The following is a 12,208-nucleotide window of genomic DNA, read 5'->3' on the forward strand; positions in this document are numbered from 1 at the left end:
GAGGTGACGGGAGTACAAAGCGCCCGTTCCTTCCAGCGATTCCGGCATGGCCATAGGCGAATCCGACACCCGCTATAAGAGGCGGATTCCCCTGTCCCATTCCTACCGCCGCTCGGGCGCCTGCGCAGCCGAGGCACCGGTCAGAGCGTGAGCCGAAGCCACCGGCGGTGCTGATGACCGCTCTCGCGGTGTTGTGCCGAGGGGCCTGCGGCGTCGGGCCGTTCCTGACCCCGTCGGGACAGCAGCGGTGGGTCCCGCGGCCCAGGTGCCGGTGGCTGCACGCACGGTCTGCGCATGACTGATCAGTGGTGGGTGGGCGTGCGTCAGCGGGTCGAGGCGGCGGGTGCAGGGCCTTCCGGCAGCAAGGTGTTCGGGCATTGGGGCACAGATGGATCGTGGAGGACACGCTTACACAGGGCGAGCTTGCCGAACTCGAGGCTCAGACAGGCGTGCAGCTTCCGGAGGAATACCGAACCTTCCTGCTCCACGTCGGCGCGGGCGGCGCCGGCCCCGCGTACGGCCTGTTTACGGTTCGGCGCGTGCAGGGCCGCTGGCGTTGGGAAGGCGACGGCGCGGACCTGGCCGACCTGTCGAGGCTTGCCGAGCCGTTTCCCGACCGGGGTCCGGACTCGAAGCTGCTCGACGACCTTCTTGCCCAACGCCCCGAGGAAGAGGACTTCGGCGACATCGAGGACTTCGACGACGCCATCGAGGCGTGGGACGAGCGGTGGGAGGTCGTCATGTTCGCCCCGGAGCGCACCGCCGGCGCCATCGTGATCTCCCACCTGGGCTGCGCCCAGAGAGAATGGCTGATCATCAGCGGCAGGCACCGCGGCACGATCTGGTCCGACTGCCGGGTGGACGATGTAGACCTCGCCCCGCTGCTCGACGACGACGGTATGCCGGTGACGTTTGCCCGCTGGTACACCGACTGGCTGGCGAAAGCCGAGCGCACGGCCCTGTCGGCACCGTAGGCCCGTCGGCCTGTGCTGTTGAGCGTTGCGGTCGGTCAAACGAGCTTAGCAGGGCCCTCAACCACCGTGGAGCCGGTGCGGAAACGGGTGCGTGAGTTGTGTGGACTACTGTAGCCGCGCATGCTCGACGGCTCGCCGGCCTGACGGACCGCTGGACTCGGGACCGCTACTCCCCCGCCGCACGGGGGCGGCCGACGGGGCAGCCGCGCGAGGGGTCGGGCCGGTGCGCACCGCGCCCGGCACCGGACCCCACGGGCACGAAAAGACCCCCAGCCAGGTGGGCAAGGCATCCACGCCCAGAACCGACACCACGCCCGCACGCTACCGCCTCCGACCGGTGGATCCGGGCTGGGGCCGACGGGGCTGAGCCGCCGGAGGCGCCGTCATGAGAGCTGGACAGCCGGATCCACAGTTCTCACCACGTGGCCCGGCGGAGAACCGGCGGTGCACACCCAGACCGCCGTCCCGCCGCAATAGCCTGTGTGCAGGCCGCGGCCGTGCTCGTCGCAGACGGGCCCGGGGCGGTCAAGTCCCATGCGGTCTCGAAATCTCGGTCATCGACAACGGCCTGGAGCCACTCCCAGGCTGCTCGGACAGGTCCGTCGATGTGCGCCTGGATTTCGTCTTCGGTCTGATCGAACATCGTAACTGACGGGGTATGACCCGCCACCGACACCACTGTTCGGTGAAGGCGAGGCGTGACCGCTTGGAGGCACGCCTCGCCACGTCTGGACGGACCAGGGCATCAGTCGACGTCGGTGGTGCTGGCCGCGCCGCGGGGCCGGTTGCGGGCCCACTTCTTGAGGTCGCCGACGCGGTAGAGGAGTTCGGCGCCGCGCTTGCCGACCGAGGCGGGGAAGTCCGGGTCGTTGGCGCGCGCCCAGCGCAGGGCGGCGAGCGTGAGGTCTGGCAGGTGGTCCTGCTGGGCTTTGCGCAGTCCGACCACGGCGTCGCCCGGGTCTCCGGCCGGGGCCAGGGGCGCCGGGGCGGGTTCGCCGGCGGCGGCGCTGCTGCGTCGCCGGGGTCGGCGGTCGGGGTCGGCGGGGTGAGGTTCCAGACGTCGGCGAGGAAGTCCCGGTCGGTGGCCGGTTCGGCGGCGGGCCGGAGCAGCTGGCCGCTGGTGCTCCAGGTTTCGGCGGTCGGGGCGGCGGGGGCGTCCTACGGTGTGCCGCGTGGTAAGTCAGCGGCAGTGACGTCTGCACCGCCCCCGTGCCTGCATGTACGCGGCCCCATGCACGGCTGACTCAATACCCTCATTCGGCCCAGTCTCCCGGCAGGTTGGCTGACCGTTGTCTCACCGGGTCAGCAGGACCGCTGCCAGGACGACCAGGCCCTGGGCGTCGCCCCAGGGTCGGGGGTATCCACCCGGCCGAGGGCGGTAGGAGGCCAGAAGGGTGCTGTTGTAGGCGGCCCACAGCACGGTGGGGAGGGGCAGAACAAGCTGCCCGACTGCCGCTCCGCAGGCAGCCATGCCGTATGCGGCGACGCGGGTCCGGCGTTCACCGAGCAGCACCGGGAGACTGCTGGTGCCGGCGAGGGCATCCGTGTGGAGGTCACGGAGGTCGTTGAAGAGGGCGGTCACACCGCCGATGAGCACGCCCGCCAGGGCGAGGTACCACGTGCGCGCGTCCAACAGGAGGTGCTGCTGGACAGCCGGCAGGAGCACCGCGATCGCGAGCCACCCGGCCATGGTGTAGGGAAGTTTCACGCCGGGAAGCTGCCGGACCGCCAGCCGCCGTCCGCGCCACGGGATCAAGGGAGCCGTGTACAGCCAGGCCATGGCGCCCACGAGAACCACGACTGCGGCGCACCACGGGCGCAGGACCGTCACGGGCAGCAGGGCTGCCGCACAGGCGATCGTCCACCGGGTCAGATGGCGGCGGTGCCGGGCGATCCAGGCGGCCCGCGGGCTGCTGTCGGTGTCGGCGGGATCCAGGCGGTCACGGGTGTACGAGCCCGTGATGAAGAGGAAGGCGAAGGCCGCGATCAGCGGGTCGCCGGGCCGGTGCAGGGCGAGGCTGGTGACCCAGGTGAAGGCTGCCGCGCTGGTGCCGAGGGTGATATTGGTCCACGCCAGGAATGTGAGTGGGCCGGGGGCGGACCGCCCGCCGGCTACCTCGGGCTGGGCGGTCATCGACTTCCTCCTGGTGTGCTCGGCGGATGGGAGCAGAGGTGCACTTGTGCCCAACGATGCGCGCGGCCGGGTGACGGGCAGGTGTCTCAAGCGCCACACTGATGGGTGAGTTTGACTCTTCTGCTCTTCCTGGGGCGTGACGCTCCGGGACATCTTGGGACTGAGCCAAGTCCCGCGACGGGAAGCGAAAGGGTTCCGTCGTGACAGGCAGACAGGAGCAGGACGTTGACGACGGACGAATTCGGCCTGGATGGGTCGGTCGGTCGGGAGCAGGTCGCTGGCGGGGGGATGGCTGCCAGGGAGCGGGTGGTCGCGGCCTTGAGCGCCGCCGTCGGCTTCGATGGTGCGGTGCGGCGGCCGTGCGCCAGCCGGACGCTGGAGTCGGCGCTGTTGCTCGTCCTGCTGCGCGAGCGCGGTACCCACCCGCAACAGGTGCGGGAGCTCGGCATGTATCTGGCCACCGGGCAGGCGCAGGCCACGGGGTTCGACACGGCGCTGGCCCGGGCGGTCCTGCACGGCCGCCAGGTTGATGATGACGTGGTCGGGGGCGAGTTGCTGGCTGGCTTCGACCACTTCTCCATCGCCCGCAAGCGGCTGCTGTTCGACGTCCACCTCGCCGTGGTGGGCGCGGTCCCCTTCGATTCGTCGATGCTCCGCCCGGCCCGTCCGGGGGGTGGGGAGGGGGACAACTCCGTCACCTGGATCGAAATGATCATGCTGAGTGTGCGGATCCTCGTCGCGGACGGCTTGGGCCGGGCCGAGGAGATCACCGATCTGGAACGGGAGCGTCTGCTGGAGCTGCTGGGCTCCAGCCGGGCGCCGGTGTGGGAGAACTACACCGCCGCGCACCTGCTCGCCCTCCTGGCCGCCCAGCGGTTCGCGTCCGCCCACCGGCTGGTCGAGACCGGTGTGGAAGGCGTGCTGGCGTGCCGAAACCCGGACGGCGGTGTGCCGAGCATGTCGAACCTGGACGTGTTCAGCACCGGACCCGCAGGCCTGGCCCTGGCCCGGGCCGGAGCGGACCGCGCGCTGCTGCACCGCATGTGCGACTACCTGATCGGCAGGCAGATGCCGGACGGTGGGTGGGCGTTCGGCGAGAACATGCGGCACAGCGACGTGGACGCCAGCTCCTACGCCGCCGCATGCCTGGCCTCCGTCGACCCGGAGCGCCACCGGGACGCCCTGGAGCGCGCCGGCGGGTACTTCCGGGACATCGTCGGGCCGGACGGCGGGTTCCCGACCTACGTGAAGGGCGACCCGTCCGAGGTGGGCATGACCGGCGGCGCGGTCAGCGCACTGGCATGGAACGGCTCCGGCCACGGTGACCTGCTGGACGGCGCGGCGCGCTGGCTGCTGGACGCCCAGCACGTAGACGGCACGTTCGAGCGCAGTTGGAGCCTGAGCGAGGCGAACACGATCTGGCGGGCGATGTGGGCGCTGCACTCGATGCCCGAGCCGACCCGCACCGCTCTCAAGGCGCGTATCGCCGACGCGAGCGCCGCCTCACACCGGTTCCTCGCGCAGGCGCAGAACGAGGACGGCGGCTGGGGCTACCGGCCGGGCGACGCCAGTGACACCGCCAGCACCTGCTACTCGCTGCTCGCCCTGGCCGCCATGGGCCAGCGCCCGCAGGAGGACTCCGCCGTCAGGGCGGGCCTGGCCCATCTGCTGTCCCGGCAGGGGCCGGACGGGATGTTCACGGCGCTGCCGGACCAGGTCGCACCCCGCCCCCTGCTGTTCGACGCGCCGGTCTTCACCGACATCTGGGTTCTGCTGGCCCTGACCAGCAGCGGCAGCGACGAGGCACGGTGAGCGGTCGCCAGACGGAGGCGAGGACCGCCGACGGGCCGCAGCCCCTGATGCCCGACCGGGCGCCGCGGCCCCTGCCCGTCGACCGCACCTCCCCGGTGGATCCGCCCGCCGAGTTCCGGTGCCTTCGCGCGGAGCTGCCCGTGGCACCGCTGGTGTTCCCCGACGGCCCGCCGGGCTGGCTGGTCACCCGGTACGACGACGTCCGCGCCGCCCTCGCCGACCCCAGGTTCAGCTCCCGGCGTCCCCATCTGAACTCCCACGTCCGAGCCAGTCTCATCACCCCCGCTGAGATGGCCGCGCTGCGCCCCTCTGACCTGCTCACCAGCGACCCGCCGGAGCACACCCGGCTGCGCCGCCTGATCAGCGGCCAGTTCACCAGCCGCCGGATGAACCTGCTCGCCGGGCGGATCCAGACCATCGTCGACCAGCACCTCGACGCCCTGGCCGCCGCACCCCGACCGGCGGACCTGATGCCAACCGTCGCCCTGCCCGTACCGTCGCTGGTGATCAGCGAGCTCCTGGGCGTGCCCTTCACCGACCGCGATCTGTACCAGCGCCTGACCGGCGAGCTTCTCTCCCTCGACCGCACTCGCGACCAGCTCTTGGCGGCCAAGGCGGAGATGAAGTCCTACCTGCTGCGCTTGATCGGTATCAGACGTGTGGAGCCGGATGACGACCTGCTCTCCGGCCTCCTCCAGGCGCAGAGCGCCGACGCGACGCTGAGCGACGACGAGATCGCCGCCCTTGCTCAGCTCGTCCTCATCGCCGGCCACGAGACCACCGCCAACGTGATCGGCCTCGCCGTCCTCCTCCTGCTGCGCCCGCCCCGGCTCTGGGACACGGTGCGCCAGCGGCCCGAGCTCGTCGACGGGGTGGTCGAGGAGACGCTGCGGTACGCGACGGTCCTCCAGTTCGGACTCCTGCGGGTCGCCCGCGAACCCCTGACCATCGCCGGGCAGAGCATCGCGGCGGGCGAGCGAGTCGTCCTCCACCTGCCCGCCGCAAACCGCGATCCTGTCCGCTTCACCGACCCCGACCACTTCGACGTCCAACGCCCCGACGCCGCCAGGCACCTCAGCTTCGGCCACGGCCCCCACCACTGCGTCGGCGACCAACTCGCCCGCATCGAGGTGCGCACCGTCCTGGCCACGATGCTGTCCCGCTTCCCGGACCTGCGCCTGGCCACCGGCCCAGACGAGGTCCCCACCCACACGCACAGGGTCGTCCACGGCCCGGCCCGCCTCCTGGTGGACTTCACCCCATGACCCACAGGCCGGACAGCCAACCGCGGCAGGAAGGGACCAGACGACCGGTGGCGACGACAAGACCCGGCCCGTATGCCGCGTACGCCTTCGATTGTGCGACACCCGGACGCCGTCGTCGTGGAAGCCGACGATGTCCAGCCTGCCATCGCCTGTGGTGTCGGCGAGGAAGCGGGGATTCTTGTCGGCAAGCCACCCGCCCGCCCCCTCCCCGTGGCTGGACGCACTGAGGACGGGTGCGCCGCCGACGGGCTGTGGGAGCGGGCCGGGTGGGGGGCGTCGTGCTCCGCGCCGTAGACCCGGCCGTTCAGCAGCTGCTCATCGCCGTTCAGCTGATCAGCGTTGCAGCCGCCACCGTTCCGGAGCGCTTCAGCATAGTCGGCCCCCGGGCCCGTCAGCGGAGCCCCGTCACATCCCATCCTCACTGTCAGGTGTGACGGTTTGTTCGGCCCAGATGGTCTTGCCGGTGGGGGTATGGCGGGTGCCCCAGCGGTCGGCGAGTTGGGCGACGAGGAGGAGGCCGCGTCCGCCTTCGTCGTAGACGCGGGCGCGGCGCATGTGGGGGGTGGTGCTGCTGGTGTCGGAGACTTCGCAGATGAGGGTGGTGTTGTGGTGGATCATGCGGAGCTGGACGGGGGGTTTGCCGTAGCGGATGGCGTTGGTGACGAGTTCGCTGACGATGAGTTCGGTGATGAAGGCGGCGTGGGTCAGTCCCCACGTGGTGAGCTGGGCGGTGGCATGTTGGCGGGCGTGGGCGACGGCGGCGGGGTGGGGTTGCAGGTCCCAGGCGGCGACGCGGTCGGCGCTGAGGGCGTGGGTGCGGGCGATGAGCAGGACGATGTCGTCGTCGGGGCGGTGGGTGAGGGTGGCGGTGAGGACGTGGTCGCAGACGGTGTCGAGGGTGTGGGTGGGGCGGACGAGGGCGGCGAACATGTTGTCGAGGGCTTCGTCGATGTCGTGGTCTCGGGGTTCGAGGAGGCCGTCGGTGTAGAGGGCGAGCAGGCTGCCTTCGGGTAGTTCGGTCTCGGTGGCCTCGAACGGCAGGCCGCCCAGGCCGAGCGGGGGGCCGGCGGGGACGTCGAGGAGGTAGGCGGCGGCGTCGGGAGTGACGACGGCGGGCGGGGGGTGGCCGGCCCGGGCGAGGGTGCAGCGGCGGGTGACGGGGTCGTAGACGGCGTAGAGGCATGTGACGCCGATGCCGCCGGCGCCTTCGGGGGCGCCTTCGAGGGTGGCGTCGTCCAGGTTGGCGACCAGAGCCGCAGGTGTGGGGTTGCAGACGTCGGTGAGGCAGTCGCCGGCTTCGGCGGCCAGTGTCGGCGCGACGGTCGGCGCGCATCTAGGCGGCGCCAGGCGGTTTTGGAAGCACGGCAGAAGACTGCGGCGGTGCTGGTGGAGGAACTTGAAGCGGAGCTGGAGCGCGTCCGGGCGGCTCTGGCGGACGCGGAAGAGATGCTCAGGCGCCGGGTGATCGGCCTCGAGCAGTATCTGGAGGCGCTGACGGAGGCAGATGCGCCCGCCGAGGCCGCCGCGCCGCGGAGGAAGCCGGTGGGTCCGCGCCGGGCGGTGCCTCACCGGGTGGCGGGCCCCCTCGCGGATGTGAGGAACCCTGGGGGCTGAGGCTGCGGGATCCCCTCATCCCGGCCGAGGCCGTCGCCTCGGGCCTTCATCGTGCAGCCGGTCTCAGGGCTGACCAGATGAACGTGGCGTACATAAACGCCGCTCTGCTGAACCGTGCCGCACAGACCGCTGCCGCGGCGCGGACTACGGACCGGCGCGAAAAGACAATGAGCTGGGCGGCTGGTCCGGCGACTGAGAGGCCAAGGCCTGTGCGTACACGATGCTGCGATACAGCGCCGACAGCCACCTGCCCCCTCTTGGACAGCGTCATCGCCTGTCATCGAACGCGCAGCACCGGGCTGTCACGGCAGCGGGAGCGTCCCTGTGAGCTGCGGCTAGTGATGAGGGCGCCAGGCTGTAGTACCCCGGTACCACCTGCCTGGCGCTGTTCAGTCCCCGGTACGACCGGATCCGGCAGATCGCGGCCTTAGCGTGACGAAGGAGGCGTCAGGCATGCAGGGCGCGCCGGTGCGAAAGAGGGAACACGAATGATCGAGGCACAGCAGCTCACCAAGAGGTACGGGGAGAAGACAGCCGTCAACGGGCTGGGCTTCACCGTGAAGCAGGGCACGGTGACCGGCTTTCTCGGCCCCAACGGGGCGGGCAAGTCCACGACGATGCGCATGATCGTCGGGCTTGACGCGCCGACGAGCGGGTCCGTCACGGTGAACGGACAGCGCTACGCCCGCCACCGGGCGCCGCTCCAGGAGGTCGGGGCGCTGCTGGAGGCGAGGTCGATTCACCCGGGCCGCTCGGCCTATAACCACCTCCGGGCGCTCGCCCTCACGCACGGCATCCCGCGCCGCCGGGTCGACGAGGTCATCGACCTCGCGGGTCTCGGCAGCGTCGCGAAGAAGCGGGCCGGTGCCTTCTCCCTCGGCATGGGCCAGCGGCTCGGCATCGCGGCCGCCCTGCTCGGCGATCCGCAGACCGTGATGCTCGACGAGCCGGTCAACGGACTGGACCCCGAGGGCGTCCTCTGGATCCGGAACCTGCTCACCTCCCTCGCGAGCGAAGGGCGCACGGTGTTCGTCTCCTCGCACCTGATGAGCGAGGTGTCACTGGTGGCTGATCACCTGATCGTCGTCGGGCGTGGACGGTTGCTGGCCGATACGACCGTACGGGACCTGGTCCGCGAGGCCGGCGGCGACGCCGTGAAGGTCGCGACGGACGACCCCGCACGGTTGCGGGACGTGCTGGCCGGAGACGGCGTGGAGATCACCGGCCGCGTGGGTTCCGAGGAACTGCAGGTGACCGGGCTGTCCGCCCGCGAGATCGGGCTGAAGGCGGCCGAGCACGGGATTCCGCTGTTCGAGCTGACCGCGAAGGCGGTGTCGTTGGAGGAGGCGTTCATGGAACTGACCAGGGACGCCGTGGAGTACCACGGCTCCACGACCGGCACCGAGACCTCCGGGAGCGCGGCATGAGCACCCTCACGGCAACCCCGGAGTCCCCCGAGACCGCTCAGGCCGCGCCGGCCCGCCCCGCCTACCGGGTGACCGGACGGCGCGTGCTGGCCTCGGAGTGGGCCAAACTGTGGTCTCTGCGCTCCACCTGGATCACTCTCGGCCTGGGCCTGCTGTTCCTCGTCGCCTTCGGTGTCATCGCCGCGAGCCGCTACAAGTCCGGGATCGACTCCGGCCGCCCCATGCACGGCGACTTCGCCGACGCGACGGCCGTGAGTCTGTCCCTCTTCGGCACGAACTTCGCCCAGCTGGCCCTCGGCGTGCTCGGCGTGCTGGTCACGGCGGGCGAGTACTCCACCGGCATGATCCGATCCACCATGGCCGCGGTGCCACGCCGACTGCCCGTGCTGTGGTCCAAGGCGGCTGTGTACGGGCTGGTCGCGCTGTTGATCGCCACTGTCGGCGCGTTCGTCGCCTTCCTCGTAGGCAGCCAGGTCGTCTCCGGCACGCCCGCCGCCATGGGCCTCGGCCACGCCGGTGTCCTTCGCAGTCTGCTGGGCGCCGGGCTCTACCTGGGCCTGGTCGGCGTGATCGGCACCGCCCTGGGCGCGCTGCTGCGGTCCGTGGCCGGCGGTATCTCCGTCCTGGTCGCCGTCTTCATGCTCGTACCCGGACTGATCTCCCTGCTGCCCAGCTCATGGCGCGGGAACATCGACCCCTATCTGCCCAGCCACGCCGGCGAGTCGATCTTCGCCCTGACCCACGACTCGACCACCCTGTCGCCGGGCACCGGGCTCTGGGTCTTCCTCGGCTGGACGGCACTGGCGCTGGCCGCAGCGGCGTACCGGCTGCGGCGCAGCGACGTCTGAGCGGCAGCCACCCGCATCATGGGCTGGTGAACTCCGTGACCACCGAAGATCTCAGCGGGATGGGGCCGCTGGTCGCCCGGCTCGGCCGGGCCGGCCAGCGGCTCCGGCATGCCGACCGGGCCCGTCCGTGGGTGCTGGACACCGCGGTGGTGGTGCTGGTCTTCCTGATGTTCTGCCTGCCGGACCTGCTGCACGCGGTCGGCGCGATCGACGGAGAAGGCGACGGCCCGCGCCGCTTCCGCCTCGTGTTCACCCGGTTGCCCGTGGCGGGCATGCTGGCCCTACAGGCCGGGCTGGTGCTGCCGCTGCTGTGGCGGCGCCGGGCGCCTGCCGTCGCGTTCGGCGCCATCGCGGCCGTGTTCGTCCTTCAGTGGTCCCTCGGCGCCGCGCTCCGTGCGGACGTCGCCCTCTTCGTCGCCCTGTACAGCCTGGCCCTGCACGGGCGGCTGCGGCAGCTGCCGTGGGCCTGTGCGGCCACGGCGGGCGCGCTCGGCCTGGTCGCGGCACGGGTGTCGGCGGCGGTGTCGGTCTGGGACGCGCTGTTCTTCCTGCTCAGCACGGCGACCGCGGCCCTCGCCCTCGGCCTGATGATCCGTATCCGGCGGGCGCAGCTGGCCGGGCTTCGGGACCGTGCGGCCCGGCTGGAGATCGAACGCGACCAGCGTGGCAGGCTCGCCGTCGCGGCCGAACGGACACGGGTGGCCCGTGAGATGCACGATGTCGTCGGCCACAACCTGTCCGTCATCATCACGCTCGCCGACGCGGGTGCCTATGCCGCCGGGGTCGCTCCGGAGCGGGGCAGGGAGGCCCTCCACCTCATCGGCGACACTGGCCGCAAGGCCCTGAACGAACTGCGCCGGGTGCTCGGCGTGCTGCGCGAGGCCGACGGCCCGCCGACCAAACCCGAGCTGAGGCCGCAGCCCGGTCTCGCGGACATCAACGCACTGTGCGAAGGGGTACGCGCCGCCGGCTTGAAGGTCGTCTACCGTACCGCCGGAGACGTCGACGTCCTCGACAGCGGGGTCCAGCTCACGGTCTACCGCATCGTGCAGGAGGCCCTGACGAACACCCTGAAACACGCCGGCGTCGGCGCGCGTGCGAACCTGGCTGTCGCCGTGGAGGACACGCGGCTGACCATCACCGTGCAGGACTCCGGCCCACTCGTCCAGGCCGACCGTACCGGCACGGCGAACGAGGAAGGACACGGCCTGGTGGGCATGCGGGAGCGAGCGGCTCTCTACGGCGGACACGTCAACGCGGGTCCCGAGGGCGCCGGCTGGACGGTTCGGGCCGCACTCGACCTCACTCCCCAGGGCGGTGCCCGGTGACCACTGTGCTCATCGTGGACGACCAGCCGCTCCAGCGATACGGCTTCCGCATGCTCCTGGACTCGGTGCCCGAAACGGAGGTGGTGGGCGAGGCCTCGCACGGAGCGGAAGCGGTGCGCAAGACCGCCGAACTCCGGCCCGACGTCGTCCTCATGGACGTGCGCATGCCGGGCATGGACGGCATTGAGGCGACCCGTCGCATCGTCGCCGCCGGCGATCGCTCGCGCGTCCTGATGCTGACCACGTTCGACCTGGACGAGTACGTGTACGCGGCTCTGCGCGCCGGAGCCAGCGGCTTCCTCCTCAAGGACGCCCGCCCCGAGGAACTCCTTGCGGGCATCCGGGCCGTGGCCGTCGGAGACGCTGTGATCGCCCCCGCGCTCACCCGCCGTCTCCTGCACGAGTTCGCCCGTCTCGTGCCACTCGGCGGCGACGGCTCCACTGAGGACCCGCGCTTGAGCTCCCTCACCGACCGTGAGCGCGAGATCCTCGTCGCCATCGGCAAGGGCTGGAGCAACGGCGAGATCGCCGCCCACTTCGTCCTGTCGGAGTCCACGGTGAAGACTCATGTCGGCCGCATCCTGGCCAAGATCGGCGCCCGCGACCGCATCCAGGCGGTGATCTTCGCCTATGACCACGGCCTGGCCCGGCCTCATGGGGACTGAGCGGCGGCGCCGTTTGCCCTCATCCGCCGTGGTCTTGAGGAGTTTCCGGAAGAAACGCCTGGCCGCAGCCTTGTCACGCCGGTTCTGCACGAGGATGTCGAGCACCATGCCGTCGGCGTCGACGGCCCGCCACAGGCCCCC

General features: G+C 71.2%; 9 protein-coding genes and 3 pseudogenes. 8 read left to right on the top strand and 4 right to left on the bottom strand.

Translation table 11 applies throughout. The features are described from left to right. Positions 1–395 precede the first annotated feature (395 nt). The gene (locus OIE49_RS00880; protein WP_326800600.1) at positions 396–974 is read left to right on the top strand and encodes an SMI1/KNR4 family protein; all 579 of its coding nucleotides are present in this window, start codon (positions 396–398) and stop codon (positions 972–974) included. Positions 975–1,719: 745 nt separating this feature from the next. Here the strand turns inward: OIE49_RS00880 and OIE49_RS00885 are convergent. Continuing rightward, complete coding sequence (locus OIE49_RS00885; RefSeq protein ID WP_326800601.1) at positions 1,720–1,920, bottom strand: hypothetical protein; 201 nt, start codon at positions 1,918–1,920, stop codon at positions 1,720–1,722. 348 nt (positions 1,921–2,268) lie between these two features. Further along, complete coding sequence (locus tag OIE49_RS00890) at positions 2,269–3,108, bottom strand: UbiA family prenyltransferase (protein ID WP_326800602.1); 840 nt, start codon at positions 3,106–3,108, stop codon at positions 2,269–2,271. Positions 3,109–3,396: 288 nt separating this feature from the next. Between OIE49_RS00890 and OIE49_RS00895 the strand changes: the two genes are divergently transcribed. Together OIE49_RS00895 and OIE49_RS00900 are read left to right on the top strand one after the other, a co-directional pair. After that, a complete protein-coding gene (locus OIE49_RS00895) occupies positions 3,397–4,920 on the top strand; it encodes a prenyltransferase/squalene oxidase repeat-containing protein (protein ID WP_326800603.1) in 1,524 nt (507 codons plus the stop codon). Then, the gene (locus OIE49_RS00900) at positions 4,917–6,185 is read left to right on the top strand and encodes a cytochrome P450 (protein WP_326800604.1); all 1,269 of its coding nucleotides are present in this window, start codon (positions 4,917–4,919) and stop codon (positions 6,183–6,185) included. Before OIE49_RS00895 ends, OIE49_RS00900 begins: the two co-directional genes overlap by 4 nt. Positions 6,186–6,590: 405 nt before the next feature. Here the strand turns inward: OIE49_RS00900 and OIE49_RS00905 are convergent. Then, a pseudogene (locus tag OIE49_RS00905) lies at positions 6,591–7,469 on the bottom strand (SpoIIE family protein phosphatase); the annotation flags it as partial. Positions 7,470–7,538: 69 nt separating this feature from the next. On the opposite strand from OIE49_RS00905, the pseudogene OIE49_RS00910 reads away from it, so the two are divergent. The 5 genes and pseudogenes from OIE49_RS00910 to OIE49_RS00930 form a co-directional block, all read left to right on the top strand. Beyond that, positions 7,539–7,757, top strand: a pseudogene (locus OIE49_RS00910) (hypothetical protein); the annotation flags it as partial. A 530-nt stretch (positions 7,758–8,287) separates the two neighbouring features. Then, positions 8,288–9,226, top strand: coding sequence for an ATP-binding cassette domain-containing protein (locus tag OIE49_RS00915; protein ID WP_326800605.1), 939 nt, complete (start codon positions 8,288–8,290; stop codon positions 9,224–9,226). After that, positions 9,223–10,074 (top strand): ABC transporter permease, encoded by an 852-nt coding sequence (locus OIE49_RS00920; protein WP_326800606.1) that lies wholly within the window; start codon positions 9,223–9,225, stop codon positions 10,072–10,074. The genes OIE49_RS00915 and OIE49_RS00920 overlap by 4 nt, the downstream gene beginning before the upstream one ends. A 59-nt stretch (positions 10,075–10,133) precedes the next feature. Then, positions 10,134–11,402 (top strand): sensor histidine kinase, encoded by a 1,269-nt coding sequence (locus OIE49_RS00925; protein WP_401742796.1) that lies wholly within the window; start codon positions 10,134–10,136, stop codon positions 11,400–11,402. After that, complete coding sequence (locus tag OIE49_RS00930) at positions 11,399–12,067, top strand: response regulator transcription factor (protein WP_326800608.1); 669 nt, start codon at positions 11,399–11,401, stop codon at positions 12,065–12,067. Before OIE49_RS00925 ends, OIE49_RS00930 begins: the two co-directional genes overlap by 4 nt. A 33-nt stretch (positions 12,068–12,100) precedes the next feature. Here the strand turns inward: OIE49_RS00930 and OIE49_RS00935 are convergent. Continuing rightward, positions 12,101–12,202 (bottom strand): annotated as a pseudogene (locus OIE49_RS00935) (DDE-type integrase/transposase/recombinase); the annotation flags it as partial. Positions 12,203–12,208 lie beyond the last annotated feature (6 nt).

Source organism: Streptomyces sp. NBC_01788 (assembly GCF_035917575.1).
GTDB lineage: Bacteria > Actinomycetota > Actinomycetes > Streptomycetales > Streptomycetaceae > Streptomyces.